General features: G+C 72.3%; 19 protein-coding genes. 13 read left to right on the forward strand and 6 right to left on the reverse strand.

Translation table 11 applies throughout. The features are described 5' to 3' along the window. Positions 1–6: 6 nt before the first annotated feature. The 4 genes from CBOVI_RS02695 to CBOVI_RS02710 form a co-directional block, all read right to left on the reverse strand. Positions 7–2,586: a DEAD/DEAH box helicase gene (locus tag CBOVI_RS02695; RefSeq protein ID WP_010266921.1), complete on the reverse strand. Its 2,580-nt coding sequence runs from the start codon at positions 2,584–2,586 to the stop codon at positions 7–9. Beyond that, positions 2,586–4,628 (reverse strand): site-specific DNA-methyltransferase, encoded by a 2,043-nt coding sequence (locus CBOVI_RS02700; RefSeq protein WP_050798206.1) that lies wholly within the window; start codon positions 4,626–4,628, stop codon positions 2,586–2,588. The genes CBOVI_RS02695 and CBOVI_RS02700 overlap by 1 nt, the downstream gene beginning before the upstream one ends. Before the next feature lie 233 nt (positions 4,629–4,861). Beyond that, positions 4,862–5,593 (reverse strand): TIGR03089 family protein, encoded by a 732-nt coding sequence (locus CBOVI_RS02705; RefSeq protein WP_043360908.1) that lies wholly within the window; start codon positions 5,591–5,593, stop codon positions 4,862–4,864. Positions 5,594–5,705: 112 nt separating this feature from the next. Next, entirely contained in the window at positions 5,706–7,397 is a 1,692-nt protein-coding gene (locus CBOVI_RS02710; protein WP_010266901.1) for an LCP family protein, read from the reverse strand. Positions 7,398–7,645: 248 nt separating this feature from the next. On the opposite strand from CBOVI_RS02710, the gene CBOVI_RS02715 reads away from it, so the two are divergent. From CBOVI_RS02715 to CBOVI_RS02730, 4 genes are all read left to right on the forward strand, one after another. Further along, complete coding sequence (locus CBOVI_RS02715) at positions 7,646–8,644, forward strand: SDR family oxidoreductase (protein WP_010266898.1); 999 nt, start codon at positions 7,646–7,648, stop codon at positions 8,642–8,644. 148 nt (positions 8,645–8,792) lie between these two features. Beyond that, complete coding sequence (locus CBOVI_RS02720) at positions 8,793–9,689, forward strand: glycosyltransferase family 2 protein (protein WP_029157769.1); 897 nt, start codon at positions 8,793–8,795, stop codon at positions 9,687–9,689. 350 nt (positions 9,690–10,039) lie between these two features. Then, positions 10,040–11,128, forward strand: coding sequence for a mannose-1-phosphate guanylyltransferase (manB, locus tag CBOVI_RS02725; RefSeq protein WP_010266891.1), 1,089 nt, complete (start codon positions 10,040–10,042; stop codon positions 11,126–11,128). A gap of 490 nt (positions 11,129–11,618) precedes the next feature. After that, a complete protein-coding gene (locus CBOVI_RS02730; protein ID WP_029157768.1) occupies positions 11,619–11,972 on the forward strand; it encodes a WhiB family transcriptional regulator in 354 nt (117 codons plus the stop codon). Positions 11,973–11,984: 12 nt separating this feature from the next. Here the strand turns inward: CBOVI_RS02730 and CBOVI_RS02735 are convergent, their stop codons facing one another. Beyond that, on the reverse strand, positions 11,985–12,446 hold the full coding sequence (locus CBOVI_RS02735) for a metallopeptidase family protein (RefSeq protein WP_010266885.1): 462 nt from the start codon (positions 12,444–12,446) through the stop codon (positions 11,985–11,987). Between the two features lie 98 nt (positions 12,447–12,544). Here CBOVI_RS02735 and CBOVI_RS02740 point away from each other — a divergent pair, with 98 nt between their 5' ends. The 3 genes from CBOVI_RS02740 to manA all read left to right on the forward strand — a co-directional run bounded on the left by CBOVI_RS02740 (position 12,545) and on the right by manA (position 16,158). Beyond that, positions 12,545–13,012, forward strand: coding sequence for a DUF3499 family protein (locus CBOVI_RS02740; RefSeq protein WP_010266882.1), 468 nt, complete (start codon positions 12,545–12,547; stop codon positions 13,010–13,012). A 99-nt stretch (positions 13,013–13,111) separates the two neighbouring features. Next, positions 13,112–14,485, forward strand: a complete 1,374-nt coding sequence (locus CBOVI_RS02745; protein ID WP_010266877.1) for a phosphomannomutase/phosphoglucomutase — start codon at positions 13,112–13,114, stop codon at positions 14,483–14,485. A 296-nt stretch (positions 14,486–14,781) separates the two neighbouring features. Continuing rightward, positions 14,782–16,158: a mannose-6-phosphate isomerase, class I gene (manA, locus tag CBOVI_RS02750; protein ID WP_010266873.1), complete on the forward strand. Its 1,377-nt coding sequence runs from the start codon at positions 14,782–14,784 to the stop codon at positions 16,156–16,158. Between the two features lie 114 nt (positions 16,159–16,272). On the opposite strand, the gene CBOVI_RS02755 is transcribed toward manA, so the two are convergent. Continuing rightward, positions 16,273–17,460 carry a hypothetical protein gene (locus CBOVI_RS02755; RefSeq protein WP_125206670.1) on the reverse strand — a complete coding sequence of 396 codons (1,188 nt, stop codon included), beginning with the start codon at positions 17,458–17,460 and terminating at the stop codon, positions 16,273–16,275. Positions 17,461–18,310: 850 nt separating this feature from the next. Here CBOVI_RS02755 and CBOVI_RS02760 point away from each other — a divergent pair. The 6 genes from CBOVI_RS02760 (at position 18,311) to lpqB (ending at position 25,963) form a co-directional block, all read left to right on the forward strand. Beyond that, positions 18,311–18,682, forward strand: a complete 372-nt coding sequence (locus tag CBOVI_RS02760) for a DUF4259 domain-containing protein (protein ID WP_010265476.1) — start codon at positions 18,311–18,313, stop codon at positions 18,680–18,682. Between the two features lie 249 nt (positions 18,683–18,931). Then, positions 18,932–20,431, forward strand: coding sequence for an adenosylhomocysteinase (ahcY, locus tag CBOVI_RS02765; protein WP_010265475.1), 1,500 nt, complete (start codon positions 18,932–18,934; stop codon positions 20,429–20,431). A 12-nt stretch (positions 20,432–20,443) separates the two neighbouring features. Next, complete coding sequence (locus tag CBOVI_RS02770; protein ID WP_125186110.1) at positions 20,444–21,187, forward strand: dTMP kinase; 744 nt, start codon at positions 20,444–20,446, stop codon at positions 21,185–21,187. 128 nt (positions 21,188–21,315) lie between these two features. After that, positions 21,316–21,990 (forward strand): MtrAB system response regulator MtrA, encoded by a 675-nt coding sequence (gene mtrA / locus CBOVI_RS02775; protein ID WP_125186111.1) that lies wholly within the window; start codon positions 21,316–21,318, stop codon positions 21,988–21,990. Then, a complete protein-coding gene (gene mtrB / locus CBOVI_RS02780) occupies positions 21,987–24,218 on the forward strand; it encodes an MtrAB system histidine kinase MtrB (RefSeq protein WP_010273249.1) in 2,232 nt (743 codons plus the stop codon). Before mtrA ends, mtrB begins: the two co-directional genes overlap by 4 nt. A gap of 8 nt (positions 24,219–24,226) precedes the next feature. Further along, positions 24,227–25,963, forward strand: a complete 1,737-nt coding sequence (gene lpqB, locus CBOVI_RS02785) for an MtrAB system accessory lipoprotein LpqB (RefSeq protein ID WP_010273248.1) — start codon at positions 24,227–24,229, stop codon at positions 25,961–25,963. Positions 25,964–25,979 lie beyond the last annotated feature (16 nt).

Consider the following 25,979-nt stretch of genomic DNA (forward strand, 5'->3'; position numbering starts at 1 on the left):
CTGCGGCTAGTACTTGTTGCTGACCGGCTGGGCGAATGTCTTGAGGTCCTCCCAGGAGTCAGCTTTGGCGATGTCGCTCTCATATGCGATGAGGTAGCCCCAATGCTGACCCGCATAGTCGTCGTTCACGGCGAGTCGCCGGACGAGTGTCTCGGCTGCACGCCGTTTGGCCTGGACTGTGTCGTCGTCCCGGCCGTGTTCGGCCTTGCCCTCGATGATCCAGTGCACACCGTCGGCGTCACACGCGACGAAATCTGGGTAGTATCTGTCCATCTTGTTGTAGTACACGAAGGCTTTGTCCTGCCGGTGAAGGCGGTGCCACCACTTGATCCCCGGTGACGTGTTCAGCAGACGGGCGAGTTCGTATTCACCGGAGAACGAGTCGAAGGACTCCGCGGGGAACAGTGACTTGAACCAGCCGCCGTACACCCTGTTGCGGACGAACTGCCCGCGGGTCTCGATCTGGTCGTGAACTCTCTCCCCGAGGGGGAGTGTGTGCCCCGGCCCGGGCAAGGTTCTGGGCTCAATGGCCGGCACGTCGTGGGTGGACCGCAGCGCGTCGTCCGTGAAGTCTTTGACGAGCTTCCGGATCTCGGTCTCGGCAGACGCCACGGACTTGGCGGTCCATCCGGTGAAGCTGACGTTCTTCATGAACTGCGGGACCAGCAGCGTCGTCACAAAGCGGCGTGCGTCCGGGCTCCTTTTCACCAGTGGCATGTTCATCACCAGGGTGACTAGTGCCTCCTGTGCAACGGAGTCATCGACCCGGATGGAGTCGACTTCGGCGCTCTCGCGGTCCTCGACCCGCAACTTCTTTCCGAGCGCGGCGATGATCTCCTTCCGCAGCAGCACATCGCCGGCTGAGGTGACCCGGGATGCTGCGTCCTTGATCATGGTCTCGGTGATGGTGAAGAGGTCGACGGGCGGTTGGACGCGTTTGATCGTGGTCACCGGGAACTGGTACGTGACGTCAGCGAGGGACGGGTTGCGCTCGATCGTGACCAGCTCCCACTCCTGGCCGGTTCCGTGGCCGGTCCCGGCGGCGTCGGAGTCTGTGATGGAGCGGATCCCGAGGCCCGGCAGGCCCCGTCCTTCGTTGTCCTGTCCGCCGATCGGTACCGGAGCCGGGGGAGTCTCACGGCCTGCCTGGTTCGCACCCGGGGCCTGGTCGCCGTCGTCGATGGAATTTTCCGGGTCAGGGTGCGCGCCGGTGGCTTCGGCGGCGGTGCGGATCGCCTCGTCGACGGCGGCCTTGCTCGCCTGGGCGACGGCGTCGTCCAGCCCGAACTGCTGAAGAACGTTTTCGGCATTGAGCAGCTCGGTGAAGGACTGGTGGGCGATGATGTCGAGCTGGTCGATCTGCCACACGTCCGTGTAGCGCCCGAAGGGAAGCCGCAGGCCGCGTCCCATCGTCTGCTGGGTCAGCACCTCGGAGGACATGGCGCGGAGAGTGACGACGACGGCGATGTTCTTGACGTCCCACCCCTCCTTGAGTTTGTTCACGCTCACCACCGCGCGGACCGGGGAGTCCGGGCGGTCGAGCTCGTTGAGGCGACGTTGCGTGAGCTCGTCCTCGTGCTTGGAGTCCACCTGGAGAACGGCGTCCGCCCGGCCCAGGTACTCCGGGGTGCGCAACAGGTCGGCGACCTGGGTGGCATGGTCGACGTCGGAGCAGACGACGAACGCGACGGCGTTGACCTGGTCGCGGTTGTGGCTGGCGGCGTAGGACTCGTAGTAGGCCTGCTTGATGTCCCGCAACTGCAGGGCGTCGCGGAGCTGCTGTTCCTCCGATGCCTGGTCGGTGCCGTACCCGGCTTTGCGGAACGCCAGGACAGGGGCCTTGACGTACTTGTCCTGGATCGCCCGGTAGAGCGGGTAGTTGTAGATGACGTGGTCGGTCGCGCGGTTCGCTGACGCGGTCAACCCGACGGTGACGGCGGGGTCGAGCTCGGTGAGTGCGGCGTTGAAGGCGACGGCGCTGGACCCGTACAGGTGTGACTCGTCGGCGATGACGACTAGGTCGTCGAGGTCCCTGAGGTAGTCGAAGAGCACGCCCGCGTTTTCGTCGAAACGCCGCGGCTTGCGCCGCATGGCGTCCTGGTTGGTGCCGTGAGTGTCCCCGTCCGCGGACTTCGGTGCGATGAGCTGCTGGATGTTGAAGATGAAGGCCAGCGACGGGATGTCCCGGCCGAACATCAGCTGTGCCGATCCGTTCTGCCGGGTGATCCAGGCGGAGTAGTCCTGCGGGGTGACAATGTCGGGCGGGACGGAGGAACCGGTGATGTACCGGGGCGAGCCGGGGCTGAAGTTCTGCACCGTCTTCGCCTGGACTGTTTTACCTGGCGTGACGATGACGACGTTGCCGACGCCGTGCCGGCGCAGGTATTCGATGAACGCGGCCATGAGGTACGTCTTGCCCACGCCGGTCGCGAGGGAGAGCACCTGCATCACCGCCGGGTCGTAGTCGCCGGCAAGGGTGGAGATGAGCTGGCGCAGTGCCTCTTTGTTCGGCTCGCGGAGATCGAATTCGGAACTGATCGACTCCAGCATGTCGGAGTCGTAGGTGATGTTGAGCCTGGTTCCCATCACTGGTCACCACCTTCGCTGTAGTGGAACAGGTCATCGGGCAGGGCCACAATGCGTGATCCCTTGACTGTCTTCCGTAGGTGTTCGCGGGCTCCGTCCATGACCGCGGTCGCTGCCAGGACGATGGTTTCTCCTGGTTCGATGTGGGGGGTCAGCCAGTCGATGATGTCGTCGGTGGCGACGCCTTCGAAGACCTTGAGGACGGCGGTGCCTCGTCGGGCATCGAAGACGGAGACGTCGTCGGCGTCCAGCAGTGTGAATCCGAGGTTGGCTGCCACCGATTCAATGAGGGTCTGCCCGGTTGCCGCCTCGGTGAGCATCACCCGGTCCAGTGCGGGGTCGTAGTCGAAGCAGGCGGGTGACAGGTGGGCGACCCGGAAACCGCCACCGCCGCGCCAGTTGAGCACCTCCTTGGTGCGCTTCGTCTTCGCCGCCGCTTTCAGCGCCTTCACCCGCGGGTCGTTCTTCGCGTCGGGGTCGTCCTTGATGAGCTTGTTGAGCACGCTGGTGAACTTCGCGGCGTCCTCGGGGCTCACACCCTCGGGCAAGCCGTCCGCGGTCGCATCGACGCGTTCGCCCTTCGTCCGGGTGATCCCGCCCGGATCTTGATCGGTGACGACCTTCTCCAAGCGAGGCCGCGTGAACGTGGAGAACGTGTCCTCCAGGAGCTCGCATGTCACCCAGCGACGCCCCATCTTCTGCGCTACCGCCGCCGTCGTACCCGACCCAGCAAACACGTCCAGCACAATGTCACCCGGATTGGAACCGATATGAATAATCCGCTCCAGAAGGCGCTCGGGCTTGGGGGTTGAAAACGCGTTCAGCCCCGGAAACAGTGAAGTGATCTCCTTTTTGGCCCCTCGGTTGTGCCCCACGTCTTCCTTTGTCCACCATGTCTGCGCAGCGCGATCTGAGGCGATTTCGTCAAGGTACTTCTTCATCTTTAGGTTCCCGGACCCACCACGGGTGAAGTACAAGCGCGGGAGTGGCCCGCCGGCATAGATGTCGGACGATGTACGAAGCGGCTCATCTAACACAAGGTCGAGCACGTCTTCGCGCAAACGAGACATAGGAATCCCTGTTGCCCGTTCTCTATTGACGAGGTCAGGAGCGACAGCTTTGTAAGAAGCAGTCTCCGATAGAAACTCAAGAACCGACTTCTGAGCATTGCTCCATACGCGCCCGCGGGCGGGGTAGACCAGTTCACCAGTCACGGGGTTCTGGATTCCATAAACGCCTGGGTGTTGAAAGGCTCCGCGGTCTGCTCCCGGCGCGGCTGGATCGCCAGAAATCCAAGCACGTGGATCACCATCAGGTGACCCATAGAGAGCATCTCTGCTGGCCAACCGCGGTAACCGATTCGCCGAAAACTCGCTGGTTTTCTTGTAAACAAGGATCACGTCTTGGTCTACCGATAGTCCATCGCCATCAGAACGAGGTGAGTCGGCCTTTTGCCACACGACTTCCGCAACAAATGATCCACCACCAAAGGTCTCATCCAGCAGTAGCCGCATTCGGTGATTCTCGGCGTAGTCGAGGTGCACCCAGATGGATCCGTCGTGGGCGAGGAGCCGCTTCATGTGCATGAGGCGGTCGCGCATCATGGTCAGCCAGATGGAGTGTTCGAGGTTGTCCTCGTAGCTGGCGAAGGTCTGGGCCGTGTTGAACGGCGGGTCGATGTAGATCAGTTTGACCTTGCCCACGTACTTCTCGGCCAGTTCGGGCACCCGGGTGAGTGCTTCGAGGACGTCGCCGGATTCGCCGAGGATGAGCAGATTGTCGTCCTGGGGTGTCAGGTCGGCGCGTTCGGAGTACTCGAACTCATCCGACTTCGGCGTCTGCTCGCCACGGACGTGGTCGTCGTAGACGAGGGTGTGGGTCTCGCAGTAGCGCGGGTCCGAGGGGTCCACCCACGTGTAGCCGTATTTCCCGGTCTCGGTGGGGATGAGTGCTTTGTCCTTGTTGTACCAGGTGAGCTGGAGGCGGTCGTGGTGAGGCGTCGTCCGGGTACAGGATGGGACAGCAGGGGTGGAGCCATTCACCCTGCAGACGCTAGCAGGAGTGAAGCTGATCTTGGGGTGTGATCGCGGACCCGGGGACGCTCAGCCGGTCACCCGCTGACTGTGCCCGCGACGCTGCAGGTCATCCCCTCCGCGGGAGGGCCTTCACCCGCCGCTCACCCCCACGCGGATCACGCCCCTCGTCCACCCCCACGGGGCGCAGGCCCCTCGTCCACCCCCACGCGGATCACGCCCGCGCCACCCCCACCCGCCACTCACCCGAGGTCGGCCACGCGCCCACGCTCGGTCTCCGCGACGGCGTCCAGCTCCGCCGCCGCGTCGTCCACGACGACCACGGACCCGCCGACGACGAGGGGGAGGAGCCGGCGCGTCATGGTGGCGGCGTCGTCCCACCCCGGGACCACCACCCGCGGCGCGTCCCCGAGCTGCGCGACCACGGCCCCCGCCTCCCTCCGCAGGTGCTCCTCCGTGACCTCCACGCGCCCCCCGGCGGGGGAGAGCCCCCGGTAGAGCACCCCGCCGGTCGCCTCGGCGCCGAGGAACGCGTCCGGCTGCACCCGCAGCTCGGGGGCCATGTCCGTCACCCCGAACGGCACCTCGCCGCCGCTCTCCGCCACGCCCCGCCCGAACGGGTCGGACGAGAGCAGGAGGATCTCGTCGGCGTCCTCGAGATCCCCGCCGATCCCCGGGAGGTCATCGGTCACGACGACGCCCACGTGCTCCCCGGCCCCGGCCCCCGAACCGTCGGTGACGGTCGCCCCGATGCGCCAGCAGCCGAGGGTGACGACGAGCGGCATCCACCCCGTCGACGCGAGGACGGCGACGGCGTCGCCCCGGCCGACCCCCGTCGCGGCCAGCAGGTTCGCGACCTTCGCCGCCCAGTTGTCCGCCGTCGCGGCGCTGAGCTCCATGCGGCCGGCGGCGGTGTACGTGGTGATGCGCGGGGACCCGGGGTCCTGCGCGATGAGCGGTGCCATGAGATCCATGCCCGCCAGGGTAGCGGCCGCGCGGGCCCGGGCCGGCGGCGCGGTCACGCGGTCACGCGGCGCGGGGCCGCCGCCAGGTCACGCCGCGAGTTCACGCAGCGCGGTCACGCGGCTAGTTCACGCAGCGCGGCCCGTCGCTGCCCGCGTCGATCGTCGGGGACGTGCTCTCGCTGGTGGTGGACCCGGACGCCGGGGTGTCGCCCGGCGTGCCGACGACGTCCCCCGTCGGCGAGGCCGCCCCGCCGCTGCTGTCCGTCGTGTCCGTCGTCCCCGTGTCACCGTCCGCGGTCGCGGCCGCGCCGACGGTGTCCGGCGCACCGGGCGCGCCCGGCCCGGTGTACGTCCCGGACAGGGTGACGCTCACCTGGCCCGGGGCGAGCGACGGGTCCTCCACGACCGGCAGCCCGCCGAGCGCCCGGGCGATCGCCCGCGCCGCCGGGTCGGACGTGTCCGCCGCGTTGACCTGGCTCTCGCTCACACCCGTCTCCGTGCGGTTGCCGACCTCGCCGGTGGCGAAGCCCTGGCCGGCGAGCAGGTCGGACACGCTCGCCGCGAGGCCCGGGACCTCGCCGGCGTTGAGCACCGTCACGGTCGTCGCGGCGGCGTCGAACGGCGGGATCGGCTCCGTGTCCGACGGGGTCGCGGACGTCGCCGACGCGTCGGTGTCGTCGTCACCCAGGAGCGTGCGGAAGAAGGAGTGCACCTGGCGCGTGTCGACCGTGACCACCGACTCCCCGTTGTCCCCCACACCGTCGATGCTGGTCACGGGGATGGTCTGGAAGGTGACGTTGCCGCCGGAGAGGTTCTGCATCTGCCCGGCGAGGCCCATGACGTCCCAGCCGGAGTCCAGGGTCACCGACCGCTGCACCGCCTGGTTGATGTCCCCGAGCTTCCCCGGGTCGGTGAGCGTCCGCGAGCTGAGGATCTTGCTCGTCAGGCTCGCCATGTACGCCTGCTGGCGGGTGATGCGGTCGAGGTCGCCGCGCGGCAGGCCGTGCCGCTGGCGGACGAAACTCAGCGCGTCCGGGCCGGACAGGGTCTGGCGGCCGGCGGGGAAGTGCGCGCCGGAGAAGTCGTCGTCCACCGGGTTGTTGAGGCACACGTCCACGCCGCCGACGGCATCCGTGAGCAGCACGAACCCCAGCAGGCCGACCTCCGCGTAGTGGTCGACCGTGATGCCGGTGAGGTTCGACACCGCGGAGACCAGGGCCTTCCGGCCGGTCTCGGTGGAGTCCTTCTCGACGCGTTCCTCGTCCGTGATCCCCGCGGACGCGAGCTTCTGCGTCTTCTCGTACTTCGCCGTGCCGTACACGGCGTTGAGCTTGGTGTTCCCCAGGTCCTGGGTGTGGATGTACGTGTCGCGGGGGAGGGAGACCGCGGTGGCGGAGGAGCCGTCGTTCGGGACGCGGATGAGGATCATCGTGTCCGTGTTCGTCGCGTCCTCCTCGTCACCCGCCCAGAGCATGTCGATCTCCTCCTGGGACAGGGGCTTGCCCTTCGCGTCCTTCCGGGAGTCGATGCCGACGAGCAGGATGTCCGTCGCCCCGTCCGCGTGCGACCCGAGGTCCAGGCCGTTCGCCTGGGCGAGGTCCCCGCCGAGGCGGCCGATCGTGGAGTAGGCGTAGCCGCCGGCGATGAGCAGCACCACGCACAGCGCCCCGAGGACGGTCTTCAGCACCGCCGAGCCCGCCTGCCGCGGGGAGGTGGGGCCCAGCGGCGCCGCCTGGATTCTGCGGGAGCGGCGGGGAGCGTGGTGACGGCCGGTGGACCGGCCGGCCCGGTTCGCGTCGTTGTCGCTCATCATCTCCCTCACGGTGTACCAGTAGTGGGTGGTCCGGTGCGGCGGGTTCCGTCGCCGGGCAATGGCATGTGATCTTACCCCTGCGTGCACGGATCAGGACAGCCCGCGCGCGGGGACGCACGCGGAGCGGCCGGGACGGGCGCGGCGGCGCGGGGGATCGCAGGCGGACAGGACAGACCGTCCGGTGGACGTCCCACCGGTCGGACGGGCCGGCCGGGCCCCGGGGTCACGGCCGACGGGAGGAGGCTCACGTGCACGAGGGAGTCGAGGGGTTCGACGCCGCCACCGCCGCAGGTGGTGCGCGCCGCGGTGCGCGGGACGCGCAGGTCGGTCGCGGTGTCCGGGGCGGGGCTCCCACGGTCCTCGTCACGGGTGCGACCGGGCAGGTCGGCCGAGAGCTCACCGCCCGGGCCCGGGGCGCGGTCCCGGTCACCCGCGCGGAGTGCGACCTGCGCGAGGTCGCCCGGACCGGGGACGCGGCGTGGCTCGTCCGCCGGCTGCGGGAGGCGGACGGCGGGGCCGGCCGGGCGGTCGTGAACCTCGCCGCGTGGACCGACGTCGACGGCGCGGAGGACCCGGCCCACGCCGCCGAGGTCGAGGCCGTCAACGCCGTCGCCCCGGGGATCCTCGCGGCCGCGTGCGCCGACGCCGGTGTGCCCTTCGTCCACGTCTCCACCGACTACGTCTTCGGCGGGGACACCGACCCTGCCACGACGCCCCGCCGCCCGTGGCGCGTCGACGACCCGCCCGCGCCGCTCAACGTCTACGGCGCGACGAAACGCCGCGGCGAGGAGGCCGTCCTCGCCCACGGCGGGACCGTCGTCCGCACGTCGTGGGTGTGGTCCGGCCCGCACGCCCCCGGCCGGGACTTCGTCGCCACGATGGCGTCCCTCGCCGGGCGGGGCGTCGACCCGAGGGTCGTCGACGACCAGTGGGGGAGACCCACCTTCGCCGCGGACCTCGCCGCGGGGCTGGAGCGTCTCGTCGTCCACCTCCTCGACGGCGGGGACGTCCCGGGCGGGATCCTCCACCACACCAACTCCGGCGAGCCTGTGACCTGGTACGACCTCGCCCGGGAGGTGTTCCGCCGCACCGGCCACGACCCCCGGCGGGTGACCCCGTGCCCGACGTCCGGCTACCCGACCGTCGCGCCGCGTCCCGCGTGGTCGGTCCTCGACCTCGGGCCGTGGACCGACCTGCTCGGGGAGCCGCCCGCGTGGCAGGACGGGCTGGAGCGGGGCCTTCGGTAGGGTGACCCGCGTGGCCACCGACGCACCGAACACCGACGCACCGAACACCCCCGCACCGCCCGTGACAGGCACCTCCGCCGGGTCCGCGGCCGGGTCCGCCGGGAGCACGACCGGCTCCGCGGCCGGGCCCGCCGGCTCCGCCGACACCGTGACCGGCCCGGGCGACGCCCCGCTCGCCGTCATCACCGTCACGTACTCCCCGGGGGAGCACCTCACGGCGTTCCTCGACTCGGTCCCCGCGGCCGTCACCGGCGGGGCGGTCGTCCTCATGGCGGACAACGGCTCCACCGACGGTGCCCCCGAGGCCGCCGCCGCAGCCCGCGACGACGTGGAGTTCCACCCCACCGGCGGCAACATCGGCTACGGCTCGGCGGTCAACCACGCCGCCCGGCTGCTCGCCGACCGGCGCGCGGCGGGGGAGGTCGACGGCGAGTTCTTCATCGTCTCCAACCCGGACGTCGTGTTCACCCCGGGCTCGGTGGACCGGATGATCGAGGTCGCGCGGCGTCGCCCCCGCGCCGGCGCGGTCGGGCCGCTCATCCGCGAGGGCGACGGCTCCGTCTACCCCTCCGCCCGCGCCGTTCCGGAGCTCGTCAGCGGCATCGGCCACGCGCTGCTCGCCCCGGTGTGGCCCGGCAACCCGTTCACCGCCCGCTACCGCAACGACGCCGACATGGACCGCGAGCGCACCGCCGGCTGGCTGTCCGGGTCCTGCCTGCTGCTGCGGTGGGACGCGTTCGACGAGGTCGGGGGGTTCGACGAGCGCTACTTCATGTACATGGAGGACGTCGATCTCGGCGACCGGCTCGGGCGGGCCGGGTGGGAGAACGTCTTCACCCCGGCCGCGGAGATCAGTCACGCGCAGGGCCACGCGGCCGGGTCCCACCCGGAGACGATGCTGCCCGCGCACCACGACAGCGCCTACCGCTTCCAGGCGGACCGGCTCGACGCGTGGTGGCAGGCCCCGGTGCGGTGGGTGCTGTGGGCGGGGCTCAAGGCCCGGTCGGCCGTCGCGGTCGCCGCGGCGCGCCGGGCGCGGCGCTGACTGGGGGGAGACGGGCGCCGACCGCGGGGGAGCGGCGGCGCTGGGCGCGGGACAGCTGGGCGGCGACCGCGGGGGAGCGGCTGCACCGACCGCGGGTTCCGCCGCGACCCGCCCGACCCCTGACTAATACGGAAGAAATAGTTCGGGCGGGGATGCGCGGCGTCGACCCCCTTCCGAGCGACCTCACGCACAGGTTTCTGACGGCTTCCTGGGAGAAATCTGTCACGACATGCCGTGACAGACAGGAAATGTCCGCGGCAACCCGCCGTCCGGGAACTAGGGTGAAGAGCCTGTGACACGTCCGGTGACCTGTGGGTCCCCCGGACACGAGACGTGAGAAAGGTGTGCAGATGGAGAACCCGGACCTCGCTGCGTCGACGGACGCCGTGATCCTGGTGGGCGGAAAGGGGACGCGGCTGCGTCCCCTGACGAACTCGACGCCGAAGCCGATGCTCCCGGCGGCGGGGTACCCGTTCCTCCGCCACCTGCTCGGGCGGATCCGTGAGGCGGGGATGACGCACGTCGTCCTCGGAACCTCCTTCCGGGCCGAGGTCTTCGAGGAGACCTTCGGCGACGGCTCCGACATGGGCCTGGAGATCGAGTACGTCGTCGAGGACGAGCCGCTCGGCACCGGCGGCGGCATCCGCAACGTCCTGCCGAAGCTCCGGCACGACCGGGCGATGGTCTTCAACGGCGACGTCCTCGGCGGCACGGACCTCGGCGCGGTCCTCCGCACGCACTGCGACAACGACGCCGAGGTGACCCTGCACCTCCTCCGCGTCTCCGACCCGCGCGCGTTCGGCTGCGTCCCGACCGACGCCGACGGCCGGGTCAGCGCCTTCCTCGAGAAGACCGAGGACCCGCCGACCGACCAGATCAACGCCGGCTGCTACGTCTTCCGCCGCGACATCATCGAGGGCATCCCGGACGGGCGCGAGGTCAGCGTCGAGCGGGAGGTCTTCCCCGGGCTCCTCGCCGCCGGGCGGCGCGTGTTCGGGCACGTCGACCAGGCCTACTGGCGGGACATGGGCACCCCGGCGGACTTCGTGCGCGGGTCGTCCGACCTCGTGCGCGGGATCGCGCCCTCGCCGCTGCTCGACGGGCGGCACGGGGAGGCGCTCGTCGACGACTCCGCCGCGATCGCCGGCGGGGCGCTGCTGCTCGGCGGGACGGTCGTCGGCCGCGGTGCCGAGATCGGGGCCGGGGCGCGCGTGGACACGTCCGTCGTCTTCGACGGGGTGCAGATCGAGGCCGGCGCGACCGTCGAGCGGTGCATCGTCGCCGCCGGCGCGCGGATCGGGGCCCGGGCGGTGCTCTCCGACGTCGTCGTCGGCGAGGGTGCGGTCATCGGGGCGCGGTGCGAGCTGCGCGACGGGGCGCGGGTGTGGCCCGGGGTGCAGATCCCGGACGGCGGCCTGCGGTTCTCCTCCGACATCTGACGGCCGGGGTCGCCGGGTCCCGCGGGGTCCGGGTCCCGGGGGTCCGGGTCCCGGGGGGTCGACGCCGCGCTCCGCGGTGGGTCGCCGGGGCTGCCGGGGCCCCGCGGGACGGTGCGTTCCGGCGACCGGCTGCGGACGTGCGACCGCCCCCGGGGGTCGGTGACGGGGCCGGGGGTGAACTTTTTTCCACATCTTGTGCCGTATGAACCGAAACTTCACATATTGGCCCCATATGTTGTGGTGAGGGGACGTTGCCGGGCGATATCTCGTGGTCTTTTCATGGACCGGTGCGTGCAGCCCGCCCGAAATCCGTGACGGATGTGACTGGTGTGACTGATGTGGCACCGGTCCGGTGGTCCGACGGTTGACGGCGTGTAATTACCCATGTGTAATCTCTTGTGTACGACGAGGTGCGCGGGGACGGTCCCCGGCCGCTGTGGCGGAGGGCACCCGATACGCCACCAGGCGAGGGATGAGCGAGGTGACTACGGTGGACAACTCTGCGGATGCCTTTCGTGGTCCGGTCTCCGACGGCTCAGCGGCTGTGGAGGGGGAGCAGACGTCCGAGTCGCGGCACTCGCTGTTCGACCTCACCCAGGACTTCGACCTCCTCTTCGACGCTGTCGAACAGGACTGGCAGGAACAGGCGCTCTGTGCGCAGACCGACCCTGAGGCCTTCTTCCCCGAGAAGGGGGGCTCGACCCGCGAGGCCAAGCGCATCTGCCAGGCCTGCGGGGTGCGGGACGAATGTCTGGAGTACGCGCTCGCGAACGACGAGCGCTTCGGGATCTGGGGCGGACTGTCCGAGCGTGAACGCCGCCGCCTGAAGAAGCGGATGGGCTGAGCGCTGGACCGCTCAGTCCCAGGTGAAACCCGGGTCGACCTGCTCGGGCGTCGTGTTGAGGTACACGGCGACGAGCTGGGCGATGACGAACCGCAACCACTCGTCGAGCAGCGTCGCCGTCGGCGCGCGGTGCTCCACCGGCCGGCGGAAGATGATGAGCCGCGGGCGCGTCGGGGCACCCTGGGCGTCCACACCCGCGGGGACGAGACGACCCAACGGCACCGCCCCGTCGGCGACGACATCCTCCGGCCACGGCCCGTCCGTCGCGTCGATCCGCATCCGCGGGACGACGTCCACCGCGATGTCCAGCCCGTCCATCCGGTCGCCGAACCGGTCGAGGACGTCCGCGTAGACGTCCAGCACCGCGGCGTCGAACCGCTGCCCGCGCGTCCGCGACCGCGGCAACGGCGGCATGAGGACCCCGCGGGCACCGTGACCGCGCGGGTCTGACCGCATCTTCGTGACGTGACCCATGCCGGACAGTCTATCCCCGGCCACGCGCCGTCCCCGCAACCCCGACCCGGGTGTGTCAGCCCGGGTCGCCGGGCCCCCGGCGGCTACACTGAGGCGCTGTGACCGACTACCGACAGTGCTCCCGGCCCGGCTGTGCCCGGCCTGCTGTCGCGACCCTCGTCTACAGCTACGCGCGGCAGGTGGCGACCATCGGCCCGCTCCGGCTCGACGACGACCCGCACAGCTGGGACCTCTGCCAGAACCACGTCCGCCGGACGACCGTCCCGCAGGGCTGGGACCTCGTCACCGAACCCGGCGTCGACCCCACCGCGGGGCACGGGGCCGGTGACGGACAGCAGGACGGGCCCCGCGACGAGGAGGACGACCTCTCCGAGGACGACCTCCTCGCCCTCGTCGAGGCCACCGACCCCGCCGCGAACCCCCGGCCCTCCGCGGACCCGGACCCCGGGCCCCGCGTCGTCCGCCGCTCCGAGGTGGACGCCCCCTCCGGACGGCACCCCTCCCTGGGGAACCTGCCGCGCCGGACGCCCCGTCGTCACCTCCGGGCGGTCCGCGGCGACGGGTGACGGACCCACCCGACCCGCCCCGAGCCCGCCCCCCCGACCCCCGACCGCGAACCCGATCCGGCACCGCCACCCCGGCGCCGTGACCACCGAGGAGACATCATGACCACCCGCACCCGCGAGCGCGCCGCCGTCGCATCCGTCATCAAGGCCTACGACGTCCGTGGCGTCGTCGGGGAGGGGCTCGACGCCGACCTCGTCCGCGACACCGGCGCCGCCTTCGCCTCCCTCATGCGCGAGGAGGGCGCGGAGCGGGTCGTCGTCGGGCACGACATGCGCGACAGCTCCCCGACCCTCGCCGCCGCCTTCTGCGATGGCGTGCACGCCCAGGGGCTCGACACCGTCTCCCTCGGCCTGACCAGCACCGACGAGCTCTACTACGCCTCCGGGTCGCTCGACTGCCCGGGCGCGATGTTCACCGCCTCCCACAACCCGGCGAAGTACAACGGCATCAAGATGTGCCGCGCCGGCGCGCGCCCCGTCGGCCAGGACACCGGCCTCGGGCGGATCACCGACATGCTCGTCGAAGGCGTGCCGGACTACGACGGCACCCCCGGCACCGGCACCGGGAAGGACATCCTCAGCGACTACGCGGCGTTCCTCCGCTCCCTCGTGCCCCTCGACATCCGGCCGCTCACCGTCGCCGTCGACGCGGGCAACGGCATGGGGGGCCTCACCGTCCCCGCCGTCGTCGAGGGCCTCCCGCTGGAGCTCCGGCCGCTGTACTTCGAGCTCGACGGCACGTTCCCGAACCACGAGGCCAACCCGCTCGACCCGCGGAACCTCGTCGACCTGCAGCGCTTCACCGTCGAGGTCGGCGCGGACATCGGCATCGCCTTCGACGGCGACGCCGACCGCTGCTTCATCGTCGACGAGAAGGGCGAGCCGGTGTCCCCGTCGGCCGTGTGCGGCATGATCGCCGAGCGCTACCTCGACACCCACCCGGGCGCGACCGTCATCCACAACCTCATCACCTCCCGCGCCGTGCCGGAGATCATCCGCGAGCACGGCGGACGCCCGGTGCGCACCCGCGTCGGCCACTCCTTCATCAAGGCGACGATGGCCTCCGAGGAGGCCGTGTTCGGCGGCGAGCACTCCGCCCACTACTACTTCTCCGAGTTCTTCAACGCGGACTCCGGGATGCTCGCCGCCCTCCACGTCCTCGCGACCCTCGGGGCGCAGGACCGGCCCCTCAGCGAGCTCAAGACCGCCTACGACCGCTACGCCGCGTCCGGTGAGATCAACTCCGAGGTCTCCGACCAGGCCGGGCGCACCGACGCCGTCATCGAGGCCTTCGCCGACCGGACCACCGACGTCGACCGGCTCGACGGCGTCACCGTGAGCCTCGACGACGGGTCCTGGTTCAACGTCCGCGCGTCGAACACCGAGCCGCTGCTGCGCCTCAACGTCGAGGCGGCGACGCCGGAGCGGGTCGAGGAGATCGTCACCGAGGCGCTCGGGGTCATCCGCGCCTGACCCGGGGGACGTGTCGCGGGGGGACCTGACCCGCGGGGGGACGGGACCTGACCGGCGGGGGGACGGGACCTGACCCGCGGGGGGACGGGACCTGACCCGCGGGGGCACCGGCCGGGAGCGCCGGCGTGACCCGGCCCGCCGCGGCCCCGGTATGGTGGTGACGGTATGTCCGGCCCCGCCCGGGGCCGATCCCCGGCGGCACCTCCGGTGTCCGCGCCGGGCACGGCACGTCACAGACACCGCCCAGCGTCGCCGCCGTCCCGTCGACGCAGGCAGAAAGCGAAGACCCGTCCACCGTGACCATTCTCCACGTCGAAGGCTGCATCCGTCCCTACGCCTGGGGCTCGCGCACAGCGATCGCCGAGCTCACCGGGCGTCCCTCCCCGACCTCCCACCCGGAGGCGGAGATGTGGTTCGGTGCCCACCCGGGCGGGCCGTGCCCCGTGCACCCGGTGGGGGACGACGACCCGACGCCCGCGACCGGCGACCCCGGGGAGGGGACCGGCGCCGCCCCGGCGGCGACCGAGGGCTCCCCGGTGGCCGGCGGTGACGCGCGGACACTGGAGTCCGTCATCGCCGCCGACGTCCCGGGGCAGCTCGGTGACTCCGCCGGCCCGGACGGCCGGCTGCCGTTCCTCCTCAAGCTCCTCGCCGCGGACCAGCCGCTGAGCCTCCAGGCCCACCCGTCGCGGGAGCAGGCCGTCGCCGGGTTCGCCCGGGAGGACGCCGCCGGCGTCCCCCGCGACGCGTTCACCCGCAACTACCGCGACGACAACCACAAGCCGGAGCTCATCGTCGCCCTCACGCCGTTCGACGCGATGGCCGGGTTCCGCCCGGTGGGGGAGACCCTCCGCCTGTTCGACGTCGTCGACTGCCCCGAGCTGTCCCGGTTCCGCGCTATGCTCGGATCCGGCGCGGACGCGGACGACCTGCGCGGACTCCTCACGACGTGGATCACCCTGCCGGACGCGACGGTGCGCCCGCTCGTCGCGGCGGTCGCGGCGTCGTGCCGTCGGGCCGCGGCGCGGGTCGCCGACGGTGCGGAGCCGTGGATGGTCCGCACGCTGGAGACCGTCGCCGAGCTGGGCGACCGGTACCCGGGGGACTCGGGGGTGCTGTGCGCCCTGCTGCTCAACCACGTCCGCCTGGAACCGGGGGAGGCGATCTACCTCGACGCCGGGCAGCTCCACGCCTACGTCCGCGGCTTCGGGGTGGAGGTCATGGCGAACTCGGACAACGTGCTGCGCGGCGGGCTGACGACGAAGCACGTCGACGTCCCCGAGCTCATGCACGTCCTCACCTTCGACCCGCTGGAGGACCCGGTGCGGCGCCCCGACGCCGCCGGCCGCTACCCCGTGCCGGTCGGCGAGTTCGCGCTGCGCCGCGTGACCGCCGCCGACCCGGAGGCGGCGTCCGTGACCGGGCCGGCGATGCTCCTCGGCACCGCCGGGCGCGTGCAGGTCGACGAGACCGCGGTGCCGGCGGGGACGGACGCGACGTCCACCGCGCTCACGCCGGGGGACGCCGTGTGGGTGCCCGCGGGGACGACCGTCGGCCTCACGGTGCTCGACGCCGGGCACCCGCCCGCCGGGGCCGAGGCCGAGGCCGGGGCGGACGCGGGGTCGGGGGACCACGCGGTGGCGTTCATCGTCACCGTCGGCACGGAGGACTGACCGCGGGGGGGACGGACCGCGAAGGCCCGGCTGCGGGGTTCGCCCCGGGACGCCTGGCTCAGGGGAGGGCCGACGCTCGCATGTGTGGCGCCGGGCCTGGAGAAGGAGTGTGGCTCAGGGGGCGGTGGTCGACGGGCCGGCGTGCCCGGCACCGCGCGTGTCCGTCGTCCCCGCCTGCGCGGCCGGGGTCGTCGACGCGCCCTGCTGCTGCGCACCACCCGTGACGGCGCTCTGGTCCGCGGCCCGGTCGGCACCGGGGGCGCCGGCGGCACCGGGGGCGCCGGCGGCACCGGGGGTCCCGGAGGGCAGGGCGTTCCCGCCGGTCGGGGCCCCGGCCGAGGCCGGCGTGGGCTCATCCCCGGTCGCGGGCGCGGCGTCGGCGGCGGGGGTGCCCCGGTCCGGCGTCGCGTGGGTCTCCGTCGCGGCCCCGTCGCCGTTCCCGCCGGCCGGCGCGCCCGGCGTCGGCAGCGGTGCCGGCTCCCGGCTCGGCGTCGGGGCGGGCACGGACGGCGTCGCCGCGTCGGTGCCGTCGTCCGGCGTGCCGTTGGCCGGGACCGAGGGCGCGACGGCCGAGCCCTGCGGGGCCGTGCTGCCCGACGGGTGCCCGGCGGCGTCCCCCTGGCTCTTCGGCCCACCGGCGGGGTCCCGGTCGACCGGCCCGGACATGGGCGTCGGCGCCTGCGGTCCCGGCCGGCCACCCTGCCGGTCCGGCACCGACCCGGGCGTGCGCCCGCTGCCGTCGCCGCCCTGACCACCGGCGGGGCCGGTGCCCGGGGCGACGCCCTGCCCGCCCGCGCTGGGAGGGCGGTCGTCGTCGGCGGAGACGCGGCCCGCCCCGGAGCCGGTCGCGGCCCGGTGGCCGGCGCGGCCCGAGCCGTCGTTCGACCCGCCCCACGAGTTCGGCGGGAGGTACGGGTCCTCGCCGTGGAGCGGGGCGAGGTTCGTCGACAACGGGTTGTAGGCGTCGTCGGTCGTCGGCTCGCCGAGCCCGGCCACCGGGGCCGGACGCTGCTCGCCCTCGGCGCGGCGGGTGTCCGGGGCCGGCCGCGACGGCGTCGAACTCGCCCGGCTGACCGAGGCCTCCGGCTGCACCTGCCGCTGCTGCGGGCCCCCGCCCTGCGCGTGCTCCTCCGGGCCGGACGTCGCCGACTGCCACGACACGACCGCGATGGCCGAGGCGAGGACGAGCCCGCCGACGACGAACGGCACGAGGAACCGGCGCCCGCTCGTCGGCGTGGCGTCCTCGATGTACACCGGGGTGGAGTCGTCACCCGGCTCGGTGTCGTCGTTCACGGCGGTCACGGTGTTCCTCCCGTCGGCGCGTCTCTGTGGTGTGCGCTGTGGTGTGTGCTGGACGTGGGCGGTGGGCTTGTGGTGTCGGGCTGTCGGTCTGTCCGGCCGGGTGTCGGCCGGGCTGTCGGTCTCGTGGGGTGGGTTGTCGGGGCGGTGCGGTCGGCCGGGGTGCCGGGGACCGCCGGGGGTTCGGGGTGCGTGGTCCGCTGTGCGCGGTGGACGTGGTGCGGTGTACCAGGCCCGACGGGCCCGGGTGGTGCCGACGGACGCCCTCACGGCCCCGCCTCCGGTGCGAACTGGTCCTTCAGGGGCCGCCCCGGACGGCCGCACCCGCTGACCTCACGGTGCGAAAGTGTCACGGTAAGGTCACGAACTGGTACCCAGCGTATCACGGTCCGGTCACTTTCTGTACCCCCGGCGGGTCGTGACCGGCGGTGGGGCCGCCGACGCCGGGGGTGGGCGCGTCGTCCCCCTCGGCCCGCCCACCGGGGACCGCGACCGTCCCGCGGCGGCGACCGCACCCGACCCGGCCCGGGGACCGCGACCACCCAATGGCGGCGACCGCACCCGACCCGGCCCGGGGACCGCGGCCACCCTGCGGCGGCGACCGCACCCGACCCGGCCCGGGGACCGCCCGGGGGTGGGGCCGTCGTCCCCCGTGGGGGTCCCTCCCGGGGTCCGACGGAGCCCTCCCCGGGACCCCTGACCGGGGCCGTCGCCGGGTCCCCGCCGCACCCCGCCCGGGGGTCGCACGCACCGGCCCCGCACCGACGACGCCGTGCCCCGTCGTTGGCTATGGTGAACACCGTCCGGCCGTGCCGCAGGGGGCGGCCACCTGAACCCACGAGGAGGACCCGCCGTGAGCAGCTGGGATGAGACAGTCTTCTCCGACGAGACGAACACGGATTTTCTCGACGACTGCGTCGACCTGGAGGAGCTCGACCTCATGGAGATGCTGGAGGACGCCTGCTCCTCCGCGCTCAACCACGCGCGGCCGGGGGAGACGGACTACGTCAACGGGCTGTGCGCCGCGTCCGTCGCGGCGATCTGGTGCGGGGCGCCGTTCAGCGCCTCCGACGTCGTCTCCGACTACCCGTTCATCCGGCGGTACATCGGGGACTGCCCCGAGAGCCTCCAGGAGGCCGCGCTCCAGGTCCTCGACCGGGAGCTCGACGACAGCGGGGCGGACGCGCCCGAGGGGCTGGAGACGTACGTCGAGGCCCTGAGCTGACGCCCGCCTGACCCCGGGACGACGCCGTGCTTCCCTGGGGACGACGCCGGGCTTCCCCCCGAGACGACGCCGTGCTGACCCCGGGACGACGCCGGGCTTCCCCCCGAGACGACGCCGGGCCGGGACCGGCCCGCGCTAGGCTGGGGCACGGCGTGCCCGCAGCGGCACCGGGGCACCGGGCGCACCCGCGCGCCCCACGAGAGACCACCGAGAGACAACCCAGACACGACAGGGAAGAGACGAGACAGCATGGCTGACGCACAGCAGGCGGCGGAGACGACGGCGGACCGGATCGGGGACCTCGAGTTCAAGGTGAGGGACCTCTCCCTCGCCGAGGCGGGGCGGCACCAGATCCGCCTGGCCGAGCACGAGATGCCCGGCCTCATGGAACTGCGCCGCGAGTACGCCGAGGAGCAGCCGCTCGCCGGCGCCCGGATCGCCGGGTCCATCCACATGACCGTCCAGACGGCCGTGCTCATCGAGACGCTCACGGCGCTCGGCGCGGACGTCCGCTGGGCCTCCTGCAACATCTTCTCCACCCAGGACGAGGCCGCCGCGGCGGTCGTCGTCGGCGACGGCACCCCCGAGCAGCCGACCGGTGCGTCCGTCTTCGCGTGGAAGGGCGAGAGCCTCGACGAGTACTGGTGGTGCCTCGACCGCATCTTCGACTGGAGCTCCGCCGGGGAGGGCGTCGACGCGAACATGATCCTCGACGACGGCGGCGACGCGACGACCGCCGTCATCAAGGGCCGCGAGTACGAGGACGGCGGGGTCATCCCCGACCCCTCCGAGGCCGAGAGCGACGAGCAGGCGGCGTTCTTCCGCATGCTCGCCCGCGTCCACGCGGAGGACGCCACCCGGTGGACCCGCGCGGCCGCCAGCGTCCGCGGCGTCACCGAGGAGACGACGACCGGCGTGCACCGCCTCTACCACTTCGCCGAGCAGGGCGTCCTGCCCTTCCCGGCCATGAACGTCAACGACGCCGTGACGAAGTCGAAGTTCGACAACAAGTACGGCACCCGGCACAGCCTCCTCGACGGCATCAACCGTGCGACGGACATGCTCGTCGGCGGCAAGAACGTCCTCGTGTGCGGCTACGGCGACGTCGGCAAGGGCTGCGCCGAGGCCTTCGCCGGGCAGGGCGCGCGCGTCCGCGTCACCGAGGCCGACCCGATCAACGCCCTCCAGGCGCTCATGGAGGGCTTCCCCGTCGTCACCGTCGAGGAGGCCATCGGGGACGCGGACATCGTCATCACCGCGACGGGCAACCTCGGCATCATCACCTTCGAGCACATGCAGCACATGAAGGACCACGCCGTGCTCGGCAACATCGGCCACTTCGACAACGAGATCGACATGGCCAGCCTGCTCCACCGCGACGACGTCCGCCGCGTCACCATCAAGCCGCAGGTCGACGAGTTCACCTTCCCCGGCGCCGACGGCGAGGAGCGCAGCATCATCGTCCTGTCCGAGGGTCGCCTGCTCAACCTCGGCAACGCCACCGGCCACCCGAGCTTCGTCATGTCCACCTCCTTCGCCGACCAGACGATCGCCCAGATCGAGCTGTTCACGAAGGCGGAGGAGTACGACAAGGAGGTCTACCGGCTGCCGAAGATCCTCGACGAGAAGGTCGCGCGGATCCACGTCGAGGCGCTCGGCGGCGAGATCACGACGCTCACCAAGGAGCAGGCCGAGTACATCGGCGTGGACGTCGAGGGCCCGTTCAAGCCCGAGCACTACCGGTACTGAGCGGGCACGGGCATGATCGTCGCGGTCGAGGGAGTCGACGGGGCCGGGAAGAACACCCTGGTCACCGCCGTCGAGGAGGAACTGCTGGCCCGGGAGGTGCCCGTCGCGCGGGTGGCCTTCCCGCGGTACGGGAACTCGGTCCACGCGGACCTCGCCGACGCCGCCCTCCACGGGCGGATGGGGGACCTCACCGGGTCCGTCCACGGCATGGCCACGCTCTTCGCGCTCGACCGCGCGGAGGTCGCCGACGAGTTGGCGGAGTTGTCCGCTGACGGGTACGTCGTCCTCCTCGACCGGTTCACCGCGTCGAACGCGGCGTACTCGGCGGCGCGGCTCGCCGAGGACGTCGACGGGCCGACCGTGGAGTGGGTGCGGATGCTCGAGACCGGCTCGCTCGGGGTGCCGGTGCCGGACCTCCAGGTGCTCGTCGACGTCGAGGTCGACGAGGCCGCGCGGCGGGTGACGTCGCGGGCCGCCGACGACCCGGCCCGGGTCCCCGACGCCTACGAGGCCGACGCCGCGCTCCAGCAGCGGACCGCCGAGGCCTACCGGGCGCTCGCGGCGGCGGCGTGGGGCAGCCCGTGGGAGGTCGTGACGAATCCCCCGTCCGCGGACCGCGACGCCGTCGAGGCGCGGGCCCGGGACCTCGTCGACGTCATCGTCGCCCGGCGGCGCGCGGCGGAGGACGCCGACGCCCACCCCGACGCCGACGCCGGCACCGACGACGCGAACGCCGGCACCGACGCCGACGACTGACCACCCGCGCCGTCCGGCGCCCCACCCCGCCCCGCCCGACCGCGCGGCGGGCGGCGGCCCGGCCGGCTGTCCACACCGCGCGGCCACGTGTTGAGTCCGCCCCCGTCCCCTGTGAGAACATGAGAGCCATGGCAGCGAAAATTCTGGTGGTCGACGACGACCCCGCGATCTCCGAGATGCTCACCATCGTCCTCCAGGGCGAGGGATTCGAGACCGTCGTCGTCGGCGACGGGGCCGAGGCCGTCGAGGCGGCCCGCCGCGAGGACCCCGACCTCATCCTGCTGGACCTCATGCTCCCCGGCATGAGCGGCATCGACGTGTGCCGCACCATCCGGGAGGACTCGACGGTCCCCATCGTCATGCTCACCGCGCGGACCGACACGGTCGACGTCGTCCTCGGCCTGGAGTCCGGCGCGGACGACTACGTGCACAAGCCCTTCAAACCGAAGGAGCTCGTCGCCCGCGTGCGCGCCCGCCTGCGCCGCAGCCCCGAGGACCGGGACGAGCCGCTGGAGCTCGGCGACCTCGTCATCGACATCCCGGGCCACCAGGTCACCCGGAACGGGCGGGAGATCCCGCTCACCCCCATCGAGTTCGACCTCCTCGTCGCGCTGGCCTCCCGCCCCCGGGAGGTGTTCACCCGCGAGGAGCTGCTCGAGCGGGTGTGGGGCTACCGGAAGTCCAGTGACACCCGGCTGGTCAACGTCCACATCCAGCGGCTGCGGTCGAAGGTGGAGAAGGACCCGGACGACCCGAAGATCATCCAGACGATCCGTGGCGTCGGCTACAAGTCCGGCGAGTGACCGTGCCGGACGCGCCGAGGGACGGTGCCGGGGACGCAGGTCTCCGGTTCGAGACGGTCGGGGAGGGCGTGCGTGCCTTCATGCGGAGGCCGCAGGCCGTCATCCGTGACGCGTGGCGGCATCTCGCGCACAGCTGGCGGACGTCGATCCAGCTGCGCGTCATCGGCAGCGTGTTCATGTCCTCGCTCGTCGTCATCGTCATCCTCGGCTTCGTCCTCATCAGCTTCGTCGGCCAGCAGCTGCTGACGTCGAAGCACTCCTCGGCGACCGAGGAGATGGACCGGGCGCGCGCCGCGGTCGAGGAGCAGATCCGGGCGTCGGACACGTCGAACTCGCTGCAGGTGCGGCTCAACGCCGCCCGGTCGGTGCTGTCGGACCGGACGAGCACCGGCTCGGAACCGGGGGCCGGGGCCGTGTACGACCCGGTGCTCGTCGCCCCCGACGTCAACGGCGGCGACGTGTCGTCGCCCGCCCAGAACCCGGTCCCGGAGAGCCTGCGGGAGTTCGTCCGGCAGGGCCAGGTGTCCGTCCAGTACGCCACGATCCCGACCGGCGGGCAGACGGCGTCGAAAACCCTCATCATCGGCTCGCCGGTCGCGGCGGACATCCCCGGCCTCGAGCTGTACCTCATCATGCCCCTCGACAACGAGGAGTCCACGCTGACCCTCATGCGCGGGCTGCTGTCCGCGGGCGCGATCGTGCTCCTCGTGCTGCTCGTCGTCATCGCGTGGGTGTTCTCGCAGCAGCTCACGGTGCCGATCCGCACGGCGTCCCGCATCGCGGAGCGCTTCGCCACCGGGCACCTCCGGGAGCGCATGGTCGTCGACGGGCAGGACGAGGTCGCGCGCCTCGCGACGAGCTTCAACGAGATGGCGGAGAAGCTGTCCCGCCAGATCCGGCAGCTCAAGGAGTTCGGTGACCTCCAGCGCCAGTTCACCTCGGACGTCTCCCACGAGCTGCGCACCCCGTTGACGACGGTGCGCATGGCCGCCGACCTCATCCACGACAACGCCGAGGACCTCGACCCGATGACCCGCCGGGCCTCGGAGCTGATGAACACGGAGCTCGACCGCTTCGAGTCCCTCCTCGGCGACCTGCTGGAGATCTCCCGCCACGACGCCGGGGTGGCGAACCTCTCCGCCGAGCGGGTGGACATCCGCGGGGCCGTGAAGTCCGCCCTCGGGCAGGTCCGGGCCATCGCCGAGGACGTGGGCTGTGAGTTCGTCGTCGACCTCCCGGAGGACCCGGTCATGGTGCGGATCGACTCCCGCCGCGTCGAGCGCGTGCTGCGCAACCTCCTCGCCAACGCCGTCGACCACAGCGAGGGCAACCCGGTCAACGTCACGCTGCGGGTCGGGACGGAGTCCCTGGCCGTGACGGTCGTCGACCACGGCATGGGCCTCAAGCCGGGGGAGGCGGACCTCGTGTTCAACCGGTTCTGGCGTTCCGACCCGTCGCGGGAGCGGCGGACCGGCGGCACCGGGCTGGGCCTGGCCATCGCGAAGGAGGACGCGCAGCTCCACGGCGGCCGCCTCGAGGCGACGGGTGAGCCGGGGCTGGGGGCGTGCTTCCGGCTCACGCTGCCGCTCGACCTCGGGACGCGGGTCACGGCGTCGCCGTTGCCGTTGGAGATCGACCGGCCGACGGACGCGGACCCCGACACCGGCGCAGGCGCAGACGCAGGCGCAGGCGCAGGCGGGGACGGGGGCGCGGCCACCGGCGGGGACGGGGAGGCCGCCGCCGGCGAATCCGGGGACGCCGACGTGGACGCGGGCGTGGGGGCAGCCGCAGACCCGGCAGCAGCCGGAGCTGGAGCTGGAGCTGCAGCCGCAGCCGGCGACGCCGACACAGCCGCAATCGCCGACACCACCGGTCCCGGTCAGGGGCCCGCCGACGCCCCGGGGGAGGATCCCGGTGCGGGGACGGGGGACGACGCCGCGCCCCGCGACAGCACCGGCGACGCCGGGGTGCCGATCGTCGGCGACGACGGCGACCCCCTCCCGGAGCCCACCGTCCACGTGGTCGACGACCCCGCGGGGACGCCCCTGCGCCGGCTCCCCCTCCCCGAGGCCGAACTCGAGGGGTTGACCGAGGCGGAACTGCTCACGGCGCAGCAGGAGGCCGAGGCGATGGACAACATGGACACCAGTGACGGCGACGGGCACGGGGCCGGTTCGCCGGACCCCGGCGACGCCGGGCACACGGACGGGCGGAGTGACACGGAATGAATCGACGAATGGGCGACCGTCCCGGTCGGGCGGTGCGGAGACTCCTCGCGGCGGTGGGCACCGTCCCGCTCGTCGCGGCGTGCACGACGCTGCCGGGCGAGTCCGCCCCGGAGGTCGTCAGCTCGTACGTCTCCCAGCCGACGCAGGAGAACGTCGTCGAACCCCGCCCCGGCCAGCCGTCGGACCTGCTCCTGCGGGACTTCTTCTCGGCCTCGGCCCACCCCATCGGCAACCACCAGGCGGCGAAGAAGTTCCTCGACGACGGCGTCGCCGACCGGTGGCAGGACGGTGCGGCGACGATCATCCTCGACCACATCGACATCAACTCCGACGGCGCGGCCCGCGACGGGCGCATCTCCTACAAGGTGCGGGGCAACATCATCGGCCGGCTCGGCACCGGCGGGACGTTCCGCCCGGAGAACACCCCCTACGAGGAGACGTACGAGCTCAGCCGGGCCGACGACGAGTGGCGCATCGACGGGCTGCCGAACGGCGTCGTCATGGACCGCAACGACTTCACCGCCGCCTACCAGGACCGGGACATCTACTTCCTCGACCCGACGCAGCGGCGGCTCGTGCCCGACCGCCGGTGGGTGTACACCCGGCAGGAGTCCCAGGCGTCGTCGCTGATGTCCCTGCTCGCCGCCGGGCCGCGGGACGTCCTCACCCGGGGGGTGCACTCCGCCCTGCCGCCGGACGCCGCCGTGCAGGCGAGCAGCTCCGGCGGCCCCGGGTTCACCGTGGACTTCAGCGGGTTGTCCACCCTCTCGGCGGAGGACCGCACCCGGCTCGCCGCGCAGGTCGTGTGGACCCTCGCCTCGGCGGACATCCGCGGGCCGTACACGATCCTCGCCGACGGCTCGCCCCTCAGCGACGAGGTCGACGGAGGGTGGAACATCGACGACGTCAGCCAGTTCGACCCGAAGGCCGCCCCGGTCACGCCGCTGCGTGCCCTGCGCGACGGCGGGCTCGTCGAGGTGACCGACGGGCAGGTGCGGCAGATGCAGGGCTGGCCGGCGCGCGGCGGCATCGAGTCCGTCGGCGTCTCGGCGGCGTCGTCGGCGGTCGCCGGGGTCGTGTCCCGGGGCGACCGGCGGCGGGCGCTGCTCGTCGGCACGCCCGACGAGGAACCGCGGACCGCGGCCGAGGGCGAGTCGCTCACGCGGCCGACGTGGACGGCCGACGGCACGACGTTCTACTCCGTCGTCGACGGGCAGAAGGTCATGCGCTTCACCCGGTCGTCGTCGTCCGGGGAGATCAGCCGGCAGGAGGTCGACCGCGCCGGGCTCGACGAACTGGGCGACCCGGAGGCGCGGATCAGCGTCTTCCAGGTGTCCCGGGACGGCACGCGGGCGGTGGTGCTCGTCAACGGCCGCGTGTACATCAGCGTGCTCGAACGCGGCGACGGGGACCGGGTGCGGCTCGGGCGGTTCATCCAGGTGGGCTACCAGCTCGGCGAGACGGCCGTGTCGGCGGAGTGGCAGGTCGACGGGTCGCTCATCGTCGGCACGCGTGCGAACGACGCCCCCGTGTGGCGGGTCGAGGTCGACGGGTCGAGCGCGACCCAGCTGCCCTCCCGCAACGTCACCGCCCCGGTCGTCGCCGTCGCCTCGACCTCGACGCTGCAGTACATCACCGACGGGCGGGCGCTGCTCCAGCTCGACCCGGGGGACAGCGACTCCCGCTACTGGCGTGAGGTCCCCGCCCTGCAGGGCGAGCGGGCGGTGCCGATCATCGCGCAGTGAGCCGGGACGGGGGGTG

Source organism: Corynebacterium bovis DSM 20582 = CIP 54.80, from assembly GCF_030408615.1.
GTDB lineage: Bacteria > Actinomycetota > Actinomycetes > Mycobacteriales > Mycobacteriaceae > Corynebacterium > Corynebacterium bovis.

Coding starts and splice junctions, on each gene's coding strand:
- CBOVI_RS02745 (WP_010266877.1), top strand. CDS start 13,112: ATGACCACCCGCACCCGCGAGCGCGCCGCCGTCGCATCCGTCATCAAG.
- CBOVI_RS02705 (WP_043360908.1), bottom strand. CDS start 5,593: ATGGATCTCATGGCACCGCTCATCGCGCAGGACCCCGGGTCCCCGCGC.
- CBOVI_RS02735 (WP_010266885.1), bottom strand. CDS start 12,446: ATGGGTCACGTCACGAAGATGCGGTCAGACCCGCGCGGTCACGGTGCC.
- ahcY (WP_010265475.1), top strand. CDS start 18,932: ATGGCTGACGCACAGCAGGCGGCGGAGACGACGGCGGACCGGATCGGG.
- CBOVI_RS02770 (WP_125186110.1), top strand. CDS start 20,444: ATGATCGTCGCGGTCGAGGGAGTCGACGGGGCCGGGAAGAACACCCTG.
- manB (WP_010266891.1), top strand. CDS start 10,040: ATGGAGAACCCGGACCTCGCTGCGTCGACGGACGCCGTGATCCTGGTG.
- mtrA (WP_125186111.1), top strand. CDS start 21,316: ATGGCAGCGAAAATTCTGGTGGTCGACGACGACCCCGCGATCTCCGAG.
- lpqB (WP_010273248.1), top strand. CDS start 24,227: ATGGGCGACCGTCCCGGTCGGGCGGTGCGGAGACTCCTCGCGGCGGTG.
- CBOVI_RS02695 (WP_010266921.1), bottom strand. CDS start 2,586: ATGGGAACCAGGCTCAACATCACCTACGACTCCGACATGCTGGAGTCG.
- CBOVI_RS02710 (WP_010266901.1), bottom strand. CDS start 7,397: ATGATGAGCGACAACGACGCGAACCGGGCCGGCCGGTCCACCGGCCGT.